Here is a 21,192-nt window from a genome sequence, read left to right as displayed (position 1 = left end):
GAAAAGGGCACGAATGCCCCTTTCTGTGTTGAGTGTTCAGACCTCAGAATGGAGAATCGGGGAAGTAGAACGAAGCCGCATTTTCAGGGGTGATGAGTGTCGCACCCAGAATGTAGCGACCCGCAACTGGGCCATTCGATTTGAACGACGCAACGGTGACATCCATAGCTGTAGCGATCATCGAAGGTGGATACAGAACGTCAACTGGCACCAAGGTTTCACCATCCATGATAGATTTGATAGTTTCTTTCATGCCAGCGCCGCCAACTACAAACATGCCATCGCCATCACGGCCCGCTTGCTTCAGCGCTGCCACAACACCAATCGCAATGTCGTCATCCTGCGCCCAAACCGCATCGATATCGGGGAAACGGCTCAGGAAATCCTGCATCACCTCAAACCCGTCATCCCGGTTCCAGTTGGCATGTTTGTGATCCAGCACGTTGACGCCTGAACCTTCCATTTCATCCATGAAGGCGTCAAAGCGCTCATTATCGATCAACGTAGGGATGCCACGCAGAACCACGATGTTGTCACCAGATTTCAGGCGGGTTTTCATATAAACCGCCGAAACACGGCCCATTTCCGGGTTGTTGCCAGCAACATAGATGTCTTCGATCCCGGGCTGGCTCAGACCGCGGTCAACAACTGTAATCCGTGCGCCGGAATTTTTGACGTTCAACACCGGATCGGTCAGCGGTTCGGATTCAAAAGGCAGAACAACAAGCGCATCGATCTTATGAACCGAAACAAGATCCTCTAGGGCACTCGCCTGTGCGCTTGGGTCTGGGGAGTTCACGAGGATAAGATCCACGTCAGGGTACAAGGCTTCAAGGCGCTTTTCAGCCTGTTCAGCATGCCAGTTCATACCAGCGGCCCAAGCGTGGGTCGGCGTTGGATAGCTGACACCGATTTTGATGTTTTCTGCACTGGCTAGTGACGCGGTAATCGCTAGCGCGCCTGTCAAGGCCATCGCACCAATTGCATTCAAGCGTTTCATCGTAATCTCCTCCCGAGATTTTGGACGCACCTTTCCTGTCCGGTGGCGCCCGGTTCGTTTTTTCAACATGGGGACAGGACCCCGGTTAGGAATTGGTAGTCTTAGTTAGTTTTGGCCTTTGCCTTGCCCCAGTCACCGCGCTGCAACCAGACAGCTATGATGATGATAAGGCCTTGCATGGTTCCGTTCAGATAGTTGGAAATCAGATCGGTAAAGTTCAGAATATTGCCGATAGTGGTCAGGATCAGCGCACCAAGGATCGTACCACCAATCCGACCATATCCCCCTTTGAGCACAGTCCCCCCGATGATCACCGCGGCAATGGCCTCCAGCTCCCATAACACACCGGTCGATGAAGATGCCGACCCTAGGCGTGGCACATAGATGATGGTGGCCAGCGATACACAAAGTCCTTGAATGACATAGGTCATTGTTTTGACCCGATCGACTTTGATGGCTGAATACTTCGCGACAGCTTCGTTCGACCCAATTGCCGTACAATAGCGGCCAAAGGCGGTGCGGTTTAGAAGGAACCACCCAAGAACCGCAACCACAATGAAGACCCAAACCGGGATCGGAAGACCTAGGAAACTGCCGTAGTAGACAGGCCGATATGTGCCACGGATCGCGAAATCCAACGACAAGGTTCCGCCGTCAGCGAAGTATGTCACCAGAGAGCGGTAAATGCCCATCGTGCCAAGCGTCACGATAAAGGCCTCGATCTTGCCTTTGGTGGTCAGCATTCCGTTGATCCACCCCGCGCCAATACCCAAAACAATTGAACACCCACACCCCAGCAAAACAGTGGCGAGCCCAGGGCCCAAAGTTTCCACAGCGCTGTTCATGATGATAATCATAACACCAGCAATTGCAGCTGCCATTGACCCAACAGAAAGGTCGATGCCCCCCGCAGTGATGACGAATGTGGCTCCAACCGCGATAATCCCGATAAACGCAGACCGGGTTAGCAGGTTTGTCAGGTTGCCCTCGCTCAAGAAAGCAGGGTTAAGCAGGAAACCAATAATACAAAGCAGGATCAGGGCGATTGCCGGACCAGCCGTTTTGATGTCAAAGCTCATCCGTTTTCCTTTTCCAAGGCTGCTGTTTGCCAAGACAGTCATCCCCTGCCCTCCCGTTTCAGACCGGCGGCATAGCGCACGATTTCGTTTTCGTTGATGTCGTCCCCAGTGAGAACGCCCATGACCTGGCCGTCGCGCATCACCACAACACGGTGGCTGACCCCAATTACCTCGGGCATTTCAGATGATATCACGACCACCGAAACCCCTTCAGCCGCCAGTGCAGCAATGAAGTGATAAACCTGTTGCTTGGTACCAACGTCGATACCACGGGTCGGTTCGTCGATAATGACAACTTGCGGGTCGGTTTCCATAATTTTGGCCAACAACAGCTTTTGCTGGTTGCCGCCCGACATGTCGCCGACATTGATCTTAGGATCGCGAGCCCGAATATCAAATCGGCGGATCGCACGGGCCATTGCCTTATCCTCTGCCTTGGTATCGATACCGAAACGCCTCACGAATTTTGGCAACGCAAACAAGGTCAGGTTGGGGCGCATCTGCTTGTCCAACAACAAGCCCTTGGCTTTGCGATCTTTGGTAAGATAGGCGACACCAGCATCCCGCGCCGCTGCGACCGATGCAAAGCGGGTTTCACGACCCTCAAAGAACACTTGTCCACTCTCAATTGGAGCCAAACCACAAATCGCCTCAAACACGGCAGTACGCCCGGCACCAATCAAGCCAGAAAAGCCTAGGATTTCACCCTTGCGGAGGTCAAAACTGACATCCCTAACGCTGCTAGAGTATAGGTTTCGAACTTCAAGTACTAACTCAGCATCTACATCGACCTCATGCATGGGAGGATAGAGGTCCGACAATTCACGGCCAACCATCATTTGTGCCATTGCATCCGGCGACAAGGCATCCGCGTCCTTGGTGCCAATCCACTGTCCATCACGTAAAATCGTTATCCTGTCTGCAATCTGTTTAACCTCGGACAATTTGTGCGAAACAAAAACAACGGCAACACCGGTTTTCTTGAGCTTTTCGACCTGACGGAAGAACAGCGCTGTTTCAGCCTCGGTCAAGACTGCAGTTGGTTCGTCCATGATCAGAACCCGCGCATTTCGGCTGATTGCTTTGACGATTTCGACCATCTGCTTTTCAGCTATGGACAAATCAGATATCCGCGCAGACGTCGAAATATCCAATCCAATGTCATCCAGATATCCGCGCACTTTGCTTCGCATTGTTTCGCGATCCAGAACGCCATTTCGGGTCAGTTCGCGGCCCAAGTATATGTTTTCTTCGACCGTCATCTGTTCGGCCAAGTTCAGTTCCTGATGGATGAGGACAATGCCAAGCCGCTCAGCCCCACCGTCCGGAGGCAAAATGGCCTCCTCACCATCAAAGAGAATGCGGCCTGACGTAGGCGTGTGAAAGCCGGAGAGAATCTTCATCAGCGTGGATTTCCCTGCGCCATTCTCTCCGATCAAGGCATGAACTTCGCCCGCCCGAATACCCATGCTGACACTGAACAGCACCGGAACAGCACCAAATGACTTGCTGATACGATCCGCCTCAAGAACCAATGTCGTACTGGATTGTCCGTCAAGCATGTCACCCTTCCCAACACAAATTCACATATTAAAATGCTGTGCCATTTTGACCTATGTAAACCTTTTCATACGCAATGTAAACCTTTACATAGTGGCAGCTAAGCCTTCTCAGTCGATCCGTTTCACGATATAGACCGACCTAAGAGTCTGGAAAGAAATACGGAATCCGGCCCAACAAATCACCGGACCAAGGATAAAGATTTTGAATAGATCAGCAGACCGGCCAGCTACAATCGAGGACGTTGCCAAGCTGGCGGGCGTGTCAATTGCCACTGTAAGCCGTGCGATTCGAACACCCAGGAAAGTTGCTGAAAGTACTCGCAAAAAGGTAACCGCTGCCATTGCTCGTACTGGCTACACTGCCAATGCCATGGCACAAAATCTTCGCATGCAACGCTCTCGTATGGTTATGGTGTTGACCCAGTCGATTGCTGATCCAAATTTTCCCGGAATACTAATAGGCCTAGAAAAAGCCGCCAATGAGTTGGGCTACGGTGTCCTCATTGGAAACACTGAAGGCACTGTATCTCTTGAAGAAAACCATATGCGGTTTTTATCGTCTGGAATGGTAGACGGATTAATCTTGCTTACTGGCCACCTGCCAGTTGTTGGACATCCCAAAAACCCAATTTCCACTTTGCCACCGATCATCGCAGCAACCTGCCCCGTAAGCCATAAAGACGTGTCCTATGTCGGAGTTGACGACGTTGGGTCATCCAAAATGGCAACCGAATACCTGATATCGTTAGGCCATCGGAAAATCGCGTATGTATCGTCCGGCAGCAGCAACCCTATTTCTGATCTGCGGCAAGTGGGTTATGTCAGAGGACTTGCTGAAGCCGCTGAACCCATCACAGAATGGAGGATCGAAGGCGACGGCTCCAGTGAGGGTGGTCGTGCTGCGATTGAACGGCTGTTTATCAAGGACACCCTGCCGACAGCCTTTTTCTGTTACAATGACGACACCGCAATTGGGGTCATAAGTGCGCTACAAATACGTGGCTACCGCGTGCCCGAAGATTTCTCAGTCATTGGCTTTGACGACATTCCCTTTTCCAACAACATAACTCCGGCATTGACCACAGTACGACAACCTCGAAAAAAAATCGGAGAAATAGCGATGGGATATCTATTGGATGGGCTTTCTGGGGAAGCGCCGATTCCACATGAGACACTTCTTCATGGTGATCTAGTTGTACGAGAAAGCTGCGGCCCAAAACTGACCTAAGTCGCAAAGCAAACTAGGAATCCCTCCTTCTCACGTATGCCCCCTCATGCACTGGCAGCAGACTCCAGCCTACAGACTGCCAGAACCATCCCCAGTGCCCCACTGCGAGGCTCTACGATAGCCGAATTACACCACCTAAGCGTAGGGACATTTCTTGGGACCTTATGCCTGAAATATTGAGCAAGGCCTGCGAGAGGTCCTAGTGGGGCCTGAACTGGCACTGATGCTGTTTGTCGGGATGCTTTGGCTTGTAGATTGATCCTGTAGGCCAGCCTCGCCACGCTGCAAATAACGATCATGTCCCGTTGACCGGCAGATTGCTGCCAATCGCCTGCCAGGTGACAGATACCTCATTCATGGTCTTCCCCACCGTCGAACATGCTTTTATTGCGCAAGCGAAGTTCCAGCGTTTGTTCCGTCACCTTCAGCAGGGAAACGACCCACCGGATCCTTTCCTGATCTGCGTCAGTCCATTCAGGTCGCAGGCTTCGTGGCGCACATCTTTGACCTCGTCAGTTGTAGCAGCACGGGCGGTATCGCCCGCCAACCGCTTCTTCCCGGTCTCCATGAAGTCCTTCGACCACTTGTAGTAGACGCCTTGGGAAATCCCTTCGCGGCGGCATAGCCCAGCAATGCTGTCCTCACCACGCAGCCCGTCCAGGACAATCCTGATCTTCTCTTCGGAGGAATACTGCTTGCGTGTCGCACGCTTGATGTCTTTGACGATCTTCTCGACAGGGCTTTTGCGTGTTCCAGTTGTCTTTCTCATCGTCCACTCCTCAGTGGTTACGATGAGCCAAGAACTCTCTCTTATCAAATACGGCTATTTGGACCCATAAGCGCTGACGTCAGACAGGGCACGGGTTGATAACAACACAGTTTAATTGCTAGACATCTTTGATCTCACCGCTTGAGACTTGGGGGTCCGCCTTGCATCCAAATATCAAAATTATGTCAGACGAAGAAAGCGTTTCTCTTGTTGTAACCGGCGGTAACTCAGCCGACCTTCAGTCGGTTCAAAACAGGATCGAGCAAATTATGGAGATTCTGAGTAATGTCTTGGAAAGTGATCTGCTTGTTGAAAAGCTACCTCAGGAAGAGTTTGAGGCGCGAGTTATTGGTTGGGTTTCTGCGGACTTGAGATACCAAGCAGCTCTAAGTGAGGCTCTAAGTCGATCAGCATCTGGCCTTCGTCTTCTTCGAGAAGAAGTCTCATCTGGAAGTCAATTTGGGTCCGAGACGCTTGATGACACCTGAACTAGGAATTCACTTTCATGTTGGCCCAGCTCGAATAACTGACGGAATTTTAAACGACCGTAGCATTGCAAGCATTGTCAAAAAAGCCAACCCATCCTCATACCTGGTTACAAACAAAGAATTTAAAAACTCTCTAAGAAGCAGCATCAATGCAGTTAGCGAACTCGATTTCAGACAATCCCTGCACGACCCAAAAACGATCGGCCTTCTCCAAAGGTTTGAAAATTTCCAAGAAATCATTTTTAGCCAACAGGCCATTCTCGGGCACCCAAAGTCCATTTTAAATGACAGCAAAATTTTACCCGGTGCAGAAGAAAAAATTGGCAAGATCACGAGCATTTTCGCTGAACATGAGCTCACATTCCATTTCACCATCGCTAACCAATACAACTATTTTCGAACTTTGCTTGATGAGCTCGGCGCACTTGAACTAAAGAAAAAAATATCGTTCCAAATCCCATCTTGGTACGAATTTTTTTGCCGATTATTGCCGCACTGCGATGGGGCAAATATTGTAATTTGGGACTTTACCCTGCCGAACACCCTCGCCTTACCCTTCGTTCAGAGCGTCTTGGGTTTAGCTCCAGACCAAATTCCGAAAGACCTGCAAACAAAGATTTTGGAAAACTCATGCGAACATTTAAAAGTGTCTTCAATTGCAGACCGAGCAGTTCCAATTTTCACTGAAGAAGAAGGCAAGCTCTTAAGTGAAATGTACCGTAACGATATCATCAACATTTCGAACCACCCTGAACTGACGCTAATTCGGCCAACGAAAGTTTGAGATGTAATAATCTTGCTCCACCTATTTTTCTGGTTCTTCAAAAAATGACCAGGTGTCAATGAACCCTTCTTTTGCCACCCCAAGTTCCAAACGCGTGGTGTCTTGACGGCTAAAGACGTTCTTCGAAGACTTAACTCGCAACATAAATTCTTGAAAAACAAGCCCAGCAACATCATCTTTTGCAGCGATTTCCAATGCCAAAGCGTTGGTGTTCAGCATGAGATCTGAACCACCTACTGAAAATCTATCCAGTCCGCGAAACATGTTACTGGTTTGTGGGGTTTCGCTTTCATACACCGCGTCAGGCTGAGAACCTTCAATAGACCTCTCAGATTCATAGATCTTAATCATGTTGGCATAGAAGTAGGCTGCGGACCCAATTAGGCGCTGACTTTCTGATTTCCCGTGATCAAAAAATGTTTGCAGAGACGAGATCAACCACCTTGTGGATAATTCATTTATCATACTCAACCCATGTTCGTCCCAAATTCTGTGAAAGAGGTGCCGGGCCTTATCGGTATATTTTGTATCTCTTCGCAAATAGCTAATAGTCAGTCCGTTCAAATATGAGAGTTCTGACTTCCCCCGAAGGTGATAGCGTAAAATCTTTGACTGGTTCTCCATTTGTTGCCTGGAGGCATCCGTAAGAAACTCATCATTTGGTAGAATTGTCGTGAGCATTGGCAAAAGATCGACATCTAATTCTGGCAGAAGATCACTCACTTGATGGGTAGGAACTCTGTGTCTAGTACGCTCCATCAGATTTGGAAGAGCTACACTCTGCTTTTGCTCTACTTCTGGCGGCCAAATTGAATAGCAGATCTCAGAATCAGGAACCCTTTTGGGTGCCCATTCGTCCAAAAGCATTTTTTTGGCAAGCCATGCCGTGGCGGGAAACTCCGTGAGGCGATTCACTCGCTCTAACTTCTCAATTACGTCGCGTTTTGGAGAAATGTTTTCTTGAAAACTGAATAGATGTTCCAGTTTCCCGCTTGTGCTAGTTGTAGCTAAAGATAGGAGTGCATTTACTCCGTCCTTGGGTGTAGCACTATAGGGAAAGACTATAAGCTTCTCACCAAATACATGGTGCGCTCGTTCAAGTTTCTGTGTCCAGTTCCAAGGGCTTTCAAAATGCTCCTTGAATTCGGGAAGGCTAGAAAATTTAGTCCGGTACTTAAGATGTTGGTGGTAACAACTCCGCATCCATTCGGATTCTTCTCTTTCAAAAAAGACAAATCTCACATTATGAGGCCTTAAGGATCTCGAAATTATCCTCATATTCTTAGTGAGTTTCGGATATATTCTACGCTTGTTAGTTCTGCCTATCAAGTTTCCGGAAAAATCTTCTTGAGACAAAATTACAGTGTCTACTTTCAAGTTGGAAATAGCTATCGACAGCTTCGACATTTTTTCTTCGGCTTCATCAAAGAGTTCTCTCGAAAGAAGAGTGGCAGCCTCAAGTGTCTCACTATCGTGAAGAAAAGAGATCCCACCACTAACCAGGTCGGTACTACTTTCGGTTAAACATTTTTGAATTGAAGTGGATCCCGTTTTGTGGGGACCTAAGTGAACTATAACATTTTTCATGACAGTAGACCCTTGGCTTTCCAGTTGGTTACAACCTTCTCCCAATATGCCACATTTAATTTTCTATACCTCGTCAACGTACTCTCATACTGTGTTGCTGAGCGAACGTCATTTATACAGTTATCCACAGACGAATAAAGTGGGGGGTATTCGAATGAATAGAACTTGTTATTGAAAGGCACGCAAACCACCTTTTTCCCTAACAATTGAGCCCAATAAACGCCATGATACGAGCTAGTTACAACAGTTTCTCCACTCGCCAAAAAATCAATTACTTCCTTTAGAGGCCGTAGCCGGTTCGTCATTTGAGGAATGTCATCGGGAAGTTGAAGCGTTGGTGTTTTACGATGATGTTTAAACACTACCACTTCGTGTGTTACTTCTGGAAGTGTGTCAAACTGTGGCGACATGCAACTCGCGCATGGCACGAAGTCGTATTCGTCAGACCAATCGAAGTTTCGTGTACCGACTAAGTCAAAGTTAGAGACCAAACTATGAACCGCTACGTCCCTTCTTCCTTTAGGGGGCAGACCAACTCCCCACGCCACAAGAGATTTTTCATGTAAGTCGCCTTGGTTGGCAGCAATAGTTTGTTCCATTTGCTGAAAAATGGACCCGCCCCCGAACAATACCATGACATCCAAGGGGGGTGGCGACTTGAAGTTATGTTTCTCACAAAGGCTTCTAAAGAAATAGTTAGACGGCCCGCTAGCCTGGTCGCCAATATTGTTAGCATCAAAGTGAAAATAATTCTGCATGTCGCACATTTTCGCCGGAGGAGATCCCTCCTGCTCGCTCATTCCATCAGTTCTTTAGCTTTGTTATCAACGATGGCAGTACAACGCTAGAGACCTTAGTCTCTAAAACTCTCCTTTGTTGGATTTCAAATCAGCAGGGCCTGTAGAAATGCCGTTACTCGCCTAAATCAGGATGCCCTTGGCCCCCAAAACTCTGAGGACGCACATGTGGAGTTCGTCACCGAAATCAAGTCGGTCAAGATCCACACTCGCGCAATCAACCCACATCTATCCACCTAACCCCGGAGACCAGGAAGGACCGATGTCTGACTTAGAACTCTATACCAAGGCGCTCGCTGGGGCTGCAGAACTGGTTGCCAAATATGGCGACGAGTTCTTACCCGCGTTCATCTGTATGGAGCAGAAAGTCGAAGAGGCCCGGTCACAAAAATCAGCAATGGCGCGCGCCTTGGAAGTTGCCCGAGCTGCTGGCATCACAGCGCGATGAGCGACAGCGCATCCCTGCGCCCCAACAGAGCGCCACCACTACCATAGCTAGGGCGCTTATACTCGTGCCCAAGGATATCGGCCCTAATACGGGCATCCACGCCTGCAGCTAGCAGCGCATCCTCAACATAGTACCGCAGGGAATAGGCAACATGCTTGGGCGTCTCCTTCAATCCATTGGTGCGAAGAAACTTGTTTGCAGCAGCCGACCACGCCCCAGCGTTCTGTCCATATCGCTTTATGCCACCCTGTGCGACTATGCGCCTAGCCGCCTCAAGAGACCCCCCCAGCAGCGGGATATCACGCTCAGTATGGACAACCTTCAACTCTCGTCCATGGGGCGCTATGCGCAAGTAGGGGATATTGGCATCCAGCACAAAATCAGAGGCCGGAGCGTCGGTAATTTCACTGGGGCGCACGTCAGTATTGACCATCATCAGGAAAACATCGCGCTCTTCGTCATTCATGCCCGCTAAGGCATCCGGGGCCAACAATTGGGATTTCACCTAAGTGAGCGAAAACGGCGGATGCTTGGTTTTATTCTTGTTTCGTTTGTTGTCGAACCTCAGCCCAGAAAACGGATTTGTGAGGGGCCGTTTCTTTAATTTAGTCCAGGTGTTGAACATCTCTGCAAGGTGCCCAAAATCCTTGTTTGGCGTTTCAAGGTCCATACCTTCTTTTGCCACGCGACCCGCCCACCAGTTTCGAAAGGCTAACGCATGATCAGGAGTTATTCGATCGAGCGGCAGCAGAATCGGCCTCCCTAGCCCATCGCGCTCAGACACAACCTCGATAAAGTTTTTGATCGCCCGCCTCCTTGGAAGTTTCCAACGATGATACTGCCGCTCTGATTTCTCGAGGTGGCGGGTGGTGGTCAGCTCAAAATATTCATCACGCATCTCCACCAATGTGGGGAACACCTCAGGCACAGTGCCAACCAGTGCACGAGCGGAGGCAAGGCTGCCACCGCCATTTGTTACATCAAGGATACGTGACGCCAACTCATGCGGATCTTGCTCTGTCATGTCAGAAACACTGCGATAAGCGTATCCACGGGCCTGTGCGAGCTTCAGCACGGCATCAAAGTGCAATTTGGCGCTATCACTACCCCCGGCGGCCAGGGCTTCCCACTCCGCAAGACGCTCCAATTCGATCTGAGCAGCCTTGAGCAGCGCCTCCGCCCGATCAGCAGTATTCAGGGCCTGACGGACCTGCTTCACTGTTTCGCCATCACGTCCAAGGACCAGTCCCGCGAATCTCTTTGGCACGCGCTTTACCCAATAATAGCGCCCTCGATCTCGCGCAATTCCCATGGCAAAAATCCCGGTAGAAAATCACAAATGTTGCGGGATTTGTTGCGGGATCGTCTATAGCAAAGTTCTACGCTCTAAGTTCAAACATCGTAAGCTATTGTTTATATGAAGATAAAGGAAAAAATCGACGCTAAGCGCGTCGGTTTTTTGGCTGGGGTGGTAGGATTCGAACCTACGATCTTCAGTACCAAAAACTGTTGCCTTACCACTTGGCCACACCCCATCAGTGAGCGGCTGTCTAATGTTACTTGCGCGGGCGCGCAAGGGGGTTTGAAGAAAAAGACGGTTCTTTTTTTGCTACGCTGTGCGCCATCACTTTGCACCACTATCTCAATGGGTTTAACGCGTATCAACCTATTGTCAGTGAAGACAACAATGTCCCCTGCTGGCCAGCATTATTCCGAACGCACAAATTCATCATCGGTGCTGCGAAGAACAGCTAACAACCGGCTAGAGGCCCCAGGATAAGCGCTCGACTAGAGCAAGACAATTGAAGCTGACCGGTCACAGCTGTTTTGCAGAGCAATTTACTCTGGCACCCCTGCGGCACGAAGGGCACGTGTCCACTCGCGGCCTGAGGAAACAGCCGTCGCAGGAACTTCACAACGATAGCGGCTGAGTGTGAAATCAGGAGACACCTCCATCAGTTCGCGAACCACATTCCGGGCCTCCTCGCCGCGACCAGACAACTCCAGAGCAATTGCTTTGGTTCGCAATGTCGACGGGAACAACCTATTTGCCTGCAATGAACGATTGGCCAAGGCCAGTGCCCGCGCATAATGTCCAGCAGAAAGTTGCACAGTGGCCGACACAGAATCAAAGTAGTACCGCTGTGGTCCCAACGGTGACAGGCGTCGCGCTGCGTCTGTGAACCTAACCGCTTCGTCCGGCGCATTCTGAAAGGCCCGCATATCCCCCATCAACAAAAGCGCCAGTGCCTCGTTTGGATTGTCTTTCAGAGCCAGATCATACGAGGTCTGAGCCAAGTCAAAGCGGAACAGAAGGTGGCTGGAGATCATTCCCTTGAGTGTATGCGCTAACGAAAACGCGGGATCCACTTTCAAAGCACTTGCAGCCAGATGCGTGGCCAATTGTGTGTCGAGTTGCCGATCATGCGACAACCCTTTTTGCACCCGCATCACATGCCAAAATCCCATCCAGGTCAGCGCCAATGGATGACCGGGTTCACGCTGCAACAACACACCAAGCAAATCCTGGGCAGCATTAAACTGGTTTGGCCGCATATCTTGGATCAAAGAGATAGCCGCCATCAATAACGTATGGCTTTCCAAATTGGCCAATGGCTTGAACTGTACAAGGCGAACAGCCTCACCTACCGCTGTCTGCCCGATCTGTTGTGACACATCCTGCAGGGCCTTACATTCCCCTGCCATCAAATCTTCTAGTGACCCATCGTATTCACGCGACCACAAAACCCGTTCACGGCAGGCATCCTGGAGATCAACTTTGAGCCGGAATTCACGCCCTCTGACATGCACCATCCCCGACACAAGGTAGGTCACCCCAGTGACCGAGGCGACCTCTGTTGGGGTTACCGTCTGAGGATCAAATTGGCGAGACGCCAGATAGGACGTTACTGAGAATGCCTGACTACGTGATAAATGTCGTACCAGCTCTTCAGAAAGCATTGACCCCAAAGGTGTAGTTCCACGACTGGGAGCCCGGTACACAAACGGCAACACAGCAATTCTGGGCAATAGCTCATCCAGAACTGCGCGGCTATATTCCCGGCCCTCCCCCAGCTCAGCCCGACGACGTGGCGATGAATAGCTGGGTTCATCACGAACCTGCAGCAACCAGTCAGAAAAAAGCGCTTCGTGGGGGAGCTCGAAGCCATCCATAAAGCTGCCGTTCTCAGAGCTGCCGATCAAGTCCACCTTATCCAGATCCAAAACGACCCGCTCTCGGTTGGCAGAAATAAGCTTGGAAACTTCAGGGCCCAGATGGCGCCGCAAAGTACTTAGTGCGGTTCGCAGGCTGGCTTTGGCCTGTTCTGGCTGCGCCAAGCTCCACAGCGTATGCTCTAGAAATGCCCGGGTACGCACTCCGCCATCCGCCTTGGACAATAATGCCATCAGCGCCTGATGTTTAGCCCCTAACGGGATCTCTCCGCCACTGGAAGGAAAAACACCAAACGCACCAAAATGGCTTATTTTTAACACTTTATTCATACTAACTACTCCCCAAAACAACGGGACAAAAAAACAGTAAAAAGTCGTGTTATCGACCAGTAGATAATAAACACACCGATAGATCAACACACTTAATACACCAATAGGTGTATTAAGTGTTCAACCTTAGGAAATTTCAGCTCAATGGAATGTCACCAAGTTAGCGACTTCTCTTGGCAGTTAGCGAAACTTGGCGACCAAGAATGGCTCTGCTGAAGAAGTACGATTACCGCCGCTTGCACTTAGCAGATACGCAGGTCTACCCGCTAGCGGGTACAAAACGATATCCTTCGCCTGAGTTCTCGGCGTACCCAATACCACCCTCGGGCAAGTGGTACCCAATCAGTGTCATTTTCTCATGGCTGATCTGATCTAGGAGCGCCATTCGGGTTTTAGCAGCAGTTTCAGAATCCTGATCAGCGCCAGTTTCCCACCCCGGTCGGGCAAAACTAATATGGTGATTGTTTACCGCATCCCCCAGTATCATGACGCTGTTGTTGCCATCGCGGACCTCAAACGACATATGCCCAGGTGAATGACCAAAGCTGGCACGAGCAGCGACACCTGGCAAAATTTCCTCACCGTCGCCAAATAGGGTTATCTGCTCTTTTATAATTTCCATTCTACGCCGGGCTCCAACAGCCTGACTAGTGCGGTTGGAAGCAATGGTGTGAACCGTTTCCGGATCGAACCAATAGTCCCACTCCCCTTGCCCCATCAAATGCTGAGCCTCAGAAAACAGAGGGTCATCAAAATCGTCCAACACCCCCCAGAGGTGATCAGGGTGGCAATGTGTGAACAGCACATGGGTCACATCTTCGGGGGCCACTCCGGCGGCCTCTAGGGCCTCAACCAGTTGACCAGCTCCTGACTGAAAATCAGGCCCGGAGCCGACATCGAACAACACCAGGTTGTCGCCATCCTGCATCAGCGTTACGTTGATGTCAGGGGTCAGCTGATCGCTGGATGTCATGCCAAAATCAGCCAAAACAGAGGTCAGATCAGGCTTATCCATCGGTCCAAAAATAAACTCGCCCGGCAGCGACAGATGCCCGTCCGACAGGGTCTGCAGACGCTTTGGCCCAAAGTTCAGCTCGGTACTGGCCCAGCTTCGCGATCCCGCAAGGGCCAGACCGGCCCCCATTCCCTGCAATAATCTGCGCCGTGTGACTGTCATACCTCTGCCCTTCGTATTCAATTAGCCGATGTAAACTCACATTCAGATACATGAATAAGACAGTAAGGCCAACAAAAAATGGCCGGGCACTGAGCCCGACCATCAACCAATCAGTACTCTCGGTTACTGACGGCTCAGTTCTCTCCACATGCCATTTTCGACCACTGAAATCACGATATCATCAGTGCCACGGTGATCGTCCGCCGAATAAGTGATGTCGGTATCGGTCAGCGCATCAAAATAGCTTAGACTTTCCATGCCCGCCAGAAATGCCTCTTGGGTCAGGTCCGGGCCTGCGGCTTCAAGCGCGCGGACCAGAGTATCAGCGGCAGTGTATCCCAGCATGGAAAATCCACTCGCCGGTTTGTCAAATTTGGCATTGTAGTCGGCCATGAACTTGGCAGGGACCTCGTCATCGGCGCGCGCTGTCAGATCAACCCATCCTGCCGAAGCATAGAGCCCCTCTGTCACGCCACCGGGAACGGCTGCCACCACGCCGAGAAAACCAGCTGAGGTATTGAGGAATTTAACGTCCGTCCAGCCGAGTTTCTTAGCAGTGCCAACCACGGTGATCCCCTGACGCACACCCAGTGCCATGGTCACGATATCGCAGCCCGCAGACTTCAACTTGGTGAGTGAGCCAACAAAGTCCAGCTCATCCGGCTTATGCGTCGTCTCGGCAGCAAAACTCAGCCCTAGTGAACTTGTAATAGCCTTGGTGCTATCCGAAATCTCTTTGCCGAAATCTGATGGGATATACATCGAACAGACCTCTTTAGAGTCGTACTCACCTGCCAGATAGCGAACCCCTGCCTGCACCTGATCCCAATAGCTGGAAAACCCGGTGAACTTGTTGTTTGCCGGTTCCTGCAGCATCTGTACAGAGGCAGACAATGGGCTGATGTTTGGGATGCCCTTGGGGTCCAGCAATTTGAACCCTGCCGTGTTCATCGGCGTGCCCAGCGACAGCAACATGGCAAACACCTTGTCGCGGTTCAGTAGTTTGTTATAGCCCTGCATCGCGCGTGGGATCTGATAGCCGTTGTCCTCGACCACAAAACGGATCTGACGGCCATGCACACCACCGGCCGCATTGATTTCATCAAAACGCAGATTGGCACCGTTCACAGCCGGAACGCCGACGGCTGCAAAAATGCCACTCAGATCGTTGACCGAGCCAATAACCACCTCGGTGTCGCTGACCCCTTGAGTATCTGCATAAGCGGAAAACCCAACTCCAACGGCCAGTGCCGCTACCGTCAGTACGGATGTCACTTTAGTCATTCAAAGTTCTCCCTATGATATCGTCCTCGTGCGGGGAAACCGCACCTCAATACATTTGATCGATCAATGCCTTGTGTTTCTGCTCCACCAGATTGCGTTTCAACTTCATGGTGGCTGTCAGCTCATCGTCTTCAGCTGTCAGCAGCACATTGATCAGGCGGAATTGTTTAATCTGCTCCACCCGGGCAAATTCGTGGTTTACGGTTTCGACCTCACCCTCGATCAACGCTACAACTTCCTGCGCGGCACAGAGCGATGCAAAATCGCTGAATGGTATCTTATGATCCTGAGCAAATTTTTCCACGTTTTCCTGATCAATCATAATCAGACAGCTCAAATATTTGCGCTGATCACCAATGACCACTGCATCAGATATGTAGTGGCTGAATTTCAAACGGCTTTCGATCTCGGCGGGGGTAATATTCTTGCCCCCAGTAGTGATAATGATGTCCTTGATACGACCAGTGATCGTCAAATACCCATCTTGATCCAGCTGCCCGACATCACCTGTCCGCAGCCAATCACCGCTGGTATATGTTTCGGCAGTCTTTTCAGCGTTGTGCCAATAGCCCTGAAAATTGTTCAAACCTAGCGTTTGGATCTCTCCATCGTCAGCAATGCGTATTGTGATGCCAGGAGCTGGCTGTCCAACCGAGCCCAAACGGTTCGCCTCGACGGTATTGACCGCTGTCAATCCCGCGTTCTCAGTCATACCATATCCTTCGACGAGCCGGACACCAATCGACCAGTACCATTTCAGCAATTCGGGTGAAATCGGCGCGGCCCCAGAGCCACCGCGGCGCATCCGGTCCATACCCAACATTCTGCGCAGATTCCGAAGAACCAGCATATCCCAAAACAAGTAGCGTGCGGCCACCCTTCCAGGTACAGGCAGGTTTTGCATCAAATAATCAGCACGCGCCCTACCCGCTTTGATGGCCTGATTAAATGCCCAGCGCCCTACCGGAGTGGCCTCCTGCGTCAGCACCATCACCTTGGAATAGATCTTCTCCCAAACCCGAGGAACTGCAAAAAACGTCGAAGGAGAGACTTCACTCAGGTTGTCGAATACCGTTTCCGGACTTTCGGCAAAGTTCACCGTACAAGAGGCGGCAAGCGGCAGATATACCGACACATTTCGTTCAAGAATGTGGCATAACGGCAGAAAGCACAGCAACTCATCGCTTCGCATGGAAGTCAACGCGCGCGCGCTCGCCTCCATGGTGCACAGTATATTTTCATGGCTTAGCATCGCCCCTTTGGGCTGGCCAGTGGTACCCGACGTGTAGATCAAAAGAGCCGTATCATCAGGTTGAGACTTGGCAATCTCATCTCTGAAACATCCCGGATTTTCAGCTTCAAAGGCCCGACCAACTTCATACAGATCTTCGATAAATAAGCACTTGCTGTGGTTCAGGTCATGCAAGCCCTCACGTTCAAAGATAACCACCCTGGCCAGCCCTGGCACCTCATCTTGAATTTCCAGAAACTTATCCAGTTGTTCGTCATCTTCAACGAATAAGACACGGCTTTCACTGTTGTTCAAAATATAGGCCAACTGCGCAGCGGAATCTGTGGTGTAGACCCCTGAAGCTATCCCACCCACACCTTGAATACCCATGTCAGCATAGAGCCATTCCTTGCGGTCTTCGCTCAGAATGGACACCACTTCTCCGCGCTGCAATCCCAGAGCACGCAGACCTAGACCAAGCCATTTGGCATGTGTCCAGTAATCGGTCCAGGAACAGGCCTTCCAAATGCCCATGTCCTTTTCCCTGTGTGCAGTCTGGCCACCCAGCTCAGAGCAGCGCCGCGCGAATAGTTTTGCAATGGTGTCACAGCCATCCACCCGAACGGGGCGTACCCCCGGAGTGGCATTATAAGACACACCATTCAGCGTTACCTGAGGATGTGGAGCCTTATGCATATCCATCATGCGCTCTCTACCGCCATGTTTTCTTACGCTTCCAGCGTCGCTCACCACGCTGACCCGCTTCTTGGTGGCCCAGGTAGAACGCCTTGATGTCCTCACTCTGCATCAATCGTTCTGCGGTTCCGTCCATTACAATCCGCCCGATCTCCATCACATAACCAACGTTAGCCAGATCTAAAGCGATGCGAGCATTTTGCTCGACCAGCACCATGGTCACTTTCTCTTCAGCGTTCAGTCTTCGCAGAATCGCAAAAATTTCCTGCACAAGCAGCGGTGACAAACCAAGCGAGGGTTCATCTAACAGCATTATTTCAGGGCTCAGCATCAGCCCACGGCCAATCGCCAACATCTGTTGCTGCCCCCCCGACAACGTACCCGCCTCTTGCCCGCGCCGCTCGGCCAGAATTGGGAAATAGTCGAAAACCATTTCGCGGTCGCGTTGCACCCCAACCTTGTCATTGCGAGTATAGGCGCCCAGTGCCAGGTTCTCGTCCACCGTCAACAGTGGAAACACTTCACGCCCCTCGGGAACATGCACAATCCCATGCTGCACTATGCGATGCGGCTCCTGCCCCTGGATCTCCCGACCCTTGAATAGCACCTGCCCCTTTTCAGGTTCCATGATGCCCGATATTGTCTTTAACAGGGTCGATTTACCGGCGCCGTTGGCGCCCAGAACCGTCACGATCTGGCCTTTCTCAACCTTCAACGACACGCCGCGAATGGCCATAATCGGCCCGTAGAAACTCTCAAGATTTTTGATCTCAAGCAGCGCATCGCCCATCACACTGCCCCCACACCCAGATAGGCCTCGATCACGGCAGGGTCAGCCTGTACCTCAGCGGGAGTGCCTTCGGCCAGTTTGGCGCCATCCGCCAGTGCAAGAACCCGATCGCTAACCGAAGACACCAACCCCATGTCATGCTCGACCATCAGCACGGTGATACCCATCTGCTTGCGGATATCATCAATCCACCAGCGCATGTCCTGCGTTTCCTCAACCGAAAGCCCCGAGGCGGGCTCATCCAACAGAAGTAGTTTCGGTCCTGTTGCCAATGCACGCCCCAGCTCAACCACCTTGCGCACCCCGTAAGGCAGACCCGCAATCATCTTATCGCGATAAGGCTGCAGATCCAGAAAGTCGACCACCTCCTCCACCGCCTCGCGATGTGCGATCTCTTCGCGCCGCACGCGTGGGGCAAAGAACAGTTCTTCAACCAGCGATGTTTTGCGGTGCCGGTGCCGCCCCACCAGAAGATTCTGTAACACAGTGGCATGGTCAAACAGTTCAATATTCTGAAACGTCCGCGCGATACCCAAGTCCGCCACCTGATCCGGCGCCCGATCCAGCAGGTTCTGTCCGTCAAAGGTGATACTGCCCGAAAACGGCTGATAAAATCGCGAGATCAGGTTGAATACTGTGGATTTTCCCGCCCCGTTTGGCCCGACGATGGCATAGACCTCGCCTTCCTCGACCGACAGACTTAAGTTGTTCACCGCCACCACGCCGCCAAACTTCAGCGTCGCCTCCTTGATCTCCAACAGACTCATCGCAGGCGCTCCGTTTTCAGATAGCTTTTCTGGCGCCGGAACATGTCCTTGCGAGCAAATGGGAACAGTTCAAACCAGGTGCGGATTTTCAGCCAACGGCCATAAAGCCCCATCGGTTCAAACAGAATGAACAGGATCAAAATCAGCCCGAATACGCCAGTCTCAAGCCCCGGAATAGCGACGCTACCGCCGATCATGGCACCTTTCGCAATCGACAAAGCTTGCGGGAGAAACGCCACCACCACCGCGCCAAAGAACGCGCCGTGGATAGACCCCAACCCGCCAATCACAATCATCATCAACAGGGTGATTGATATCACCAGCGAGAAGGTCTCGTTGTTGAAGGCCCCCGCGTAATAGCCCATCAATGTCCCGGCCCAGCCTGTGATCATGCAGGACAGGCCAAAAGCCTTGACCTTGGTCCGCGCAATATGCACGCCCATCGCTGTCGCTGAAACCTCGCTGTCCCGCACCGCCGCAAAGGCCCGGCCCAATGGTGCCCGCAACAAGTTGCGGTAGAACAGCGTGCAAATCATCGTCACCACCAGCACGAGGTAGTAAAATCGTACAGGCATCGTCCAACGCTCAATCTCGAGACCGAATATGGTGATCACAGCGGGAAATTTACCAGACACACCGCCAGTCCAGGGATCTAACAGTACAATGATGTCATCTGCCAGGATCGACAGAGCAATGGTGGCAATCGCCAAATAGATCCCATGCAGCCTCAGCGCCGGAATAGCGATAATCCCGCCTACGATACCGGTGATCACTCCGGCAAGTGGAAATGCCACAATAAACGGCAGGCCCGCTTCGATCAGAATGGTGTTTGTGTAGCAGCCAATCGCCAGAAATGCCGCATGGCCCAAGCTAACTTGGCCGGTCTGGCCAGTCAGAAGCATCAGACCAAGCCCTGCGACAGCCCAGATCAGCACATTAGTGACCTCGCCAATGTAGAACTCGTCCAGCAGCATCGGCAACAAAACAGCCAGTGCCAGCAATGCTGCATAAACTGCCAAGGTCCAGCGATCCGGGAACAGGCGGATGTCATCGTTGTACGAGGTTTTAAACAGGATACGCATGGGATCAGACCTTTTTGACCCGGACCTGACTAAACAGCCCATTGGGCCGGAACACCAGAACCAGCAACAACAAAACGTAAGGCGCGATTTGCGAATACCCAGCCGCAAAATAGCGCGAGGCAAAGGGTTCAATCACTCCAACAATTAGCCCCCCAACAAGCGCCCCGGGCAGCGATCCAAAGCCACCTATCACCGCCGCAGCAAAAGCCTTGATCCCCAATAAACCTGCATTGGGATCGATCGCTCCTTTTGAGGCGAACAAAATGCCCGCGATTGCTGCCGTAGCGCCAGACAGCCCCCAAATCAGCCCCTGCACACGCTTCACCGGGATACCCATGTAGTAAGCCGCCATTTGATTTTGACTGGCAGCCTGCATCGCCAAACCCAACTTGGTACGCTGAAAAAACTGATACAAAAAAAGTGTTAGCAACACCGTCACCACGATCACTGCGACATCCGCCATCCCAAGCACCACACCGCCAATGTTGATGTCTCCAATGCTCAATGGGCTTTCCAACGTCTGTGGTTCGTGCCCCCAGATCACTCCGGCAACAAAGCGGATTACAAAGCCCAGCGCGATTGTCAGGATCACCACCGCAGTCTGGCTCTGCCCAAACAACCGCCGCAGCACAAAGAAATCCAGCAGATAGCCCAGCACCGCCATGACCAAGATAGCCAGCGGCGCGGCCACCCAGAACGGCAAGTTCATATGTTCAGCATTGGTCAGGCCCAGGGTCACAAATGCCCCCAGCATCATAAAATCGCCCTGAGCAAAGTTCACCGCTTCTGTAGCTTTGTAAATCAACACAAACCCAAGTGCGATCAGACCATACACACAGCCATTCGCAAGACCACTGACAAGCAGCTGCAAAACTTCCAATGTGCCCTCCCCTACTTTTCAAAAGCAGTATTTCATCTG

At 51.4% G+C, this 21,192-nt stretch carries 19 protein-coding genes, 1 tRNA gene and 1 pseudogene; 4 read left to right on the top strand and 17 right to left on the bottom strand.

Features of this window, described 5'->3' with window-relative positions; genetic code table 11:
* Positions 1 to 43: 43 nt before the first annotated feature.
* The 3 genes from FEE96_RS03540 to FEE96_RS03530 form a co-directional block, all read right to left on the bottom strand.
* Positions 44 to 1,000 carry a substrate-binding domain-containing protein gene (locus tag FEE96_RS03540; RefSeq protein ID WP_138161598.1) on the bottom strand — a complete coding sequence of 319 codons (957 nt, stop codon included), beginning with the start codon at positions 998 to 1,000 and terminating at the stop codon, positions 44 to 46.
* A gap of 101 nt (positions 1,001 to 1,101) precedes the next feature.
* Complete coding sequence (locus FEE96_RS03535; RefSeq protein ID WP_245227297.1) at positions 1,102 to 2,079, bottom strand: ABC transporter permease; 978 nt, start codon at positions 2,077 to 2,079, stop codon at positions 1,102 to 1,104.
* A 38-nt stretch (positions 2,080 to 2,117) separates the two neighbouring features.
* The gene (locus FEE96_RS03530) at positions 2,118 to 3,641 is read right to left on the bottom strand and encodes a sugar ABC transporter ATP-binding protein (RefSeq protein ID WP_138161596.1); all 1,524 of its coding nucleotides are present in this window, start codon (positions 3,639 to 3,641) and stop codon (positions 2,118 to 2,120) included.
* A 202-nt stretch (positions 3,642 to 3,843) separates the two neighbouring features.
* On the opposite strand from FEE96_RS03530, the gene FEE96_RS03525 reads away from it, so the two are divergent.
* Positions 3,844 to 4,869: a LacI family DNA-binding transcriptional regulator gene (locus tag FEE96_RS03525; protein WP_138161595.1), complete on the top strand. Its 1,026-nt coding sequence runs from the start codon at positions 3,844 to 3,846 to the stop codon at positions 4,867 to 4,869.
* A gap of 484 nt (positions 4,870 to 5,353) precedes the next feature.
* Here FEE96_RS03525 and FEE96_RS03520 read toward each other — a convergent pair.
* Positions 5,354 to 5,638, bottom strand: a pseudogene (locus tag FEE96_RS03520) (transposase); the annotation flags it as partial.
* Positions 5,639 to 5,799: 161 nt separating this feature from the next.
* Here FEE96_RS03520 and FEE96_RS03515 point away from each other — a divergent pair.
* Entirely contained in the window at positions 5,800 to 6,126 is a 327-nt protein-coding gene (locus FEE96_RS03515) for a hypothetical protein (protein ID WP_138161594.1), read from the top strand.
* The gene (locus tag FEE96_RS03510; RefSeq protein ID WP_138161593.1) at positions 6,116 to 6,910 is read left to right on the top strand and encodes a hypothetical protein; all 795 of its coding nucleotides are present in this window, start codon (positions 6,116 to 6,118) and stop codon (positions 6,908 to 6,910) included. Before FEE96_RS03515 ends, FEE96_RS03510 begins: the two co-directional genes overlap by 11 nt.
* A 21-nt stretch (positions 6,911 to 6,931) precedes the next feature.
* Here FEE96_RS03510 and FEE96_RS03505 read toward each other — a convergent pair whose 3' ends face one another.
* Positions 6,932 to 8,497: a hypothetical protein gene (locus tag FEE96_RS03505; protein WP_138161592.1), complete on the bottom strand. Its 1,566-nt coding sequence runs from the start codon at positions 8,495 to 8,497 to the stop codon at positions 6,932 to 6,934.
* Complete coding sequence (locus FEE96_RS03500) at positions 8,494 to 9,297, bottom strand: glycosyltransferase family protein (protein ID WP_138161591.1); 804 nt, start codon at positions 9,295 to 9,297, stop codon at positions 8,494 to 8,496. Before FEE96_RS03500 ends, FEE96_RS03505 begins: the two co-directional genes overlap by 4 nt.
* Before the next feature lie 259 nt (positions 9,298 to 9,556).
* Between FEE96_RS03500 and FEE96_RS03495 the strand changes: the two genes are divergently transcribed.
* Complete coding sequence (locus FEE96_RS03495; RefSeq protein ID WP_138161590.1) at positions 9,557 to 9,742, top strand: hypothetical protein; 186 nt, start codon at positions 9,557 to 9,559, stop codon at positions 9,740 to 9,742.
* Here the strand turns inward: FEE96_RS03495 and FEE96_RS03490 are convergent.
* The 11 genes from FEE96_RS03490 to FEE96_RS03440 all read right to left on the bottom strand — a co-directional run bounded on the left by FEE96_RS03490 (position 9,729) and on the right by FEE96_RS03440 (position 21,153).
* The gene (locus FEE96_RS03490; RefSeq protein ID WP_138161589.1) at positions 9,729 to 10,235 is read right to left on the bottom strand and encodes a site-specific integrase; all 507 of its coding nucleotides are present in this window, start codon (positions 10,233 to 10,235) and stop codon (positions 9,729 to 9,731) included. The two genes, FEE96_RS03495 and FEE96_RS03490, sit on opposite strands and share 14 nt — an antisense overlap.
* Positions 10,236 to 10,247: 12 nt before the next feature.
* Positions 10,248 to 11,054, bottom strand: a complete 807-nt coding sequence (locus FEE96_RS03485; RefSeq protein WP_342770945.1) for a DUF6538 domain-containing protein — start codon at positions 11,052 to 11,054, stop codon at positions 10,248 to 10,250.
* A 148-nt stretch (positions 11,055 to 11,202) separates the two neighbouring features.
* Positions 11,203 to 11,277, bottom strand: a tRNA-Gln gene (locus tag FEE96_RS03480).
* Positions 11,278 to 11,581: 304 nt separating this feature from the next.
* Positions 11,582 to 13,246 (bottom strand): transcriptional regulator, encoded by a 1,665-nt coding sequence (locus FEE96_RS03475; protein WP_138161587.1) that lies wholly within the window; start codon positions 13,244 to 13,246, stop codon positions 11,582 to 11,584.
* A gap of 259 nt (positions 13,247 to 13,505) precedes the next feature.
* The gene (locus tag FEE96_RS03470; RefSeq protein WP_138161586.1) at positions 13,506 to 14,423 is read right to left on the bottom strand and encodes an MBL fold metallo-hydrolase; all 918 of its coding nucleotides are present in this window, start codon (positions 14,421 to 14,423) and stop codon (positions 13,506 to 13,508) included.
* A 123-nt stretch (positions 14,424 to 14,546) separates the two neighbouring features.
* On the bottom strand, positions 14,547 to 15,707 hold the full coding sequence (locus tag FEE96_RS03465) for an ABC transporter substrate-binding protein (RefSeq protein ID WP_138161585.1): 1,161 nt from the start codon (positions 15,705 to 15,707) through the stop codon (positions 14,547 to 14,549).
* Positions 15,708 to 15,753: 46 nt separating this feature from the next.
* Positions 15,754 to 17,640, bottom strand: a complete 1,887-nt coding sequence (locus tag FEE96_RS03460) for an AMP-dependent synthetase/ligase (protein ID WP_138161672.1) — start codon at positions 17,638 to 17,640, stop codon at positions 15,754 to 15,756.
* Between the two features lie 10 nt (positions 17,641 to 17,650).
* Positions 17,651 to 18,424: an ABC transporter ATP-binding protein gene (locus FEE96_RS03455; RefSeq protein ID WP_138161584.1), complete on the bottom strand. Its 774-nt coding sequence runs from the start codon at positions 18,422 to 18,424 to the stop codon at positions 17,651 to 17,653.
* Positions 18,424 to 19,191 carry an ABC transporter ATP-binding protein gene (locus tag FEE96_RS03450; protein WP_138161583.1) on the bottom strand — a complete coding sequence of 256 codons (768 nt, stop codon included), beginning with the start codon at positions 19,189 to 19,191 and terminating at the stop codon, positions 18,424 to 18,426. The genes FEE96_RS03455 and FEE96_RS03450 overlap by 1 nt, the downstream gene beginning before the upstream one ends.
* Entirely contained in the window at positions 19,188 to 20,273 is a 1,086-nt protein-coding gene (locus tag FEE96_RS03445) for a branched-chain amino acid ABC transporter permease (protein WP_138161582.1), read from the bottom strand. Before FEE96_RS03445 ends, FEE96_RS03450 begins: the two co-directional genes overlap by 4 nt.
* Before the next feature lie 4 nt (positions 20,274 to 20,277).
* Positions 20,278 to 21,153, bottom strand: coding sequence for a branched-chain amino acid ABC transporter permease (locus tag FEE96_RS03440; protein ID WP_138161581.1), 876 nt, complete (start codon positions 21,151 to 21,153; stop codon positions 20,278 to 20,280).
* Positions 21,154 to 21,192: the final 39 nt, after the last annotated feature.

Origin of the sequence: Parasedimentitalea maritima, assembly GCF_005771405.1 — a bacterium.
GTDB classification, from domain to species: Bacteria; Pseudomonadota; Alphaproteobacteria; order Rhodobacterales; family Rhodobacteraceae; genus Parasedimentitalea; species Parasedimentitalea maritima.
The sequence above is the reverse complement of the archived record's forward strand: the minus strand, read 5'-3'. Positions and strand labels throughout refer to the sequence as shown.

What these genes read in the sequence shown, in the direction of transcription:
- FEE96_RS03540 (WP_138161598.1), bottom strand. Translation starts at nt 1,000, where the DNA reads ATGAAACGCTTGAATGCAATTGGTGCGATGGCCTTGACAGGCGCGCTA.
- FEE96_RS03505 (WP_138161592.1), bottom strand. Translation starts at nt 8,497, where the DNA reads ATGAAAAATGTTATAGTTCACTTAGGTCCCCACAAAACGGGATCCACT.
- FEE96_RS03535 (WP_245227297.1), bottom strand. Translation starts at nt 2,079, where the DNA reads ATGAGCTTTGACATCAAAACGGCTGGTCCGGCAATCGCCCTGATCCTG.
- FEE96_RS03460 (WP_138161672.1), bottom strand. Translation starts at nt 17,640, where the DNA reads ATGGATATGCATAAGGCTCCACATCCTCAGGTAACGCTGAATGGTGTG.
- FEE96_RS03485 (WP_342770945.1), bottom strand. Translation starts at nt 11,054, where the DNA reads ATGGGAATTGCGCGAGATCGAGGGCGCTATTATTGGGTAAAGCGCGTG.
- FEE96_RS03450 (WP_138161583.1), bottom strand. Translation starts at nt 19,191, where the DNA reads ATGAGTCTGTTGGAGATCAAGGAGGCGACGCTGAAGTTTGGCGGCGTG.
- FEE96_RS03455 (WP_138161584.1), bottom strand. Translation starts at nt 18,424, where the DNA reads ATGGGCGATGCGCTGCTTGAGATCAAAAATCTTGAGAGTTTCTACGGG.
- FEE96_RS03445 (WP_138161582.1), bottom strand. Translation starts at nt 20,273, where the DNA reads ATGCGTATCCTGTTTAAAACCTCGTACAACGATGACATCCGCCTGTTC.
- FEE96_RS03470 (WP_138161586.1), bottom strand. Translation starts at nt 14,423, where the DNA reads ATGACAGTCACACGGCGCAGATTATTGCAGGGAATGGGGGCCGGTCTG.
- FEE96_RS03465 (WP_138161585.1), bottom strand. Translation starts at nt 15,707, where the DNA reads ATGACTAAAGTGACATCCGTACTGACGGTAGCGGCACTGGCCGTTGGA.
- FEE96_RS03500 (WP_138161591.1), bottom strand. Translation starts at nt 9,297, where the DNA reads ATGAGCGAGCAGGAGGGATCTCCTCCGGCGAAAATGTGCGACATGCAG.
- FEE96_RS03475 (WP_138161587.1), bottom strand. Translation starts at nt 13,246, where the DNA reads ATGAATAAAGTGTTAAAAATAAGCCATTTTGGTGCGTTTGGTGTTTTT.
- FEE96_RS03495 (WP_138161590.1), top strand. Translation starts at nt 9,557, where the DNA reads ATGTCTGACTTAGAACTCTATACCAAGGCGCTCGCTGGGGCTGCAGAA.
- FEE96_RS03510 (WP_138161593.1), top strand. Translation starts at nt 6,116, where the DNA reads ATGACACCTGAACTAGGAATTCACTTTCATGTTGGCCCAGCTCGAATA.
- FEE96_RS03530 (WP_138161596.1), bottom strand. Translation starts at nt 3,641, where the DNA reads ATGCTTGACGGACAATCCAGTACGACATTGGTTCTTGAGGCGGATCGT.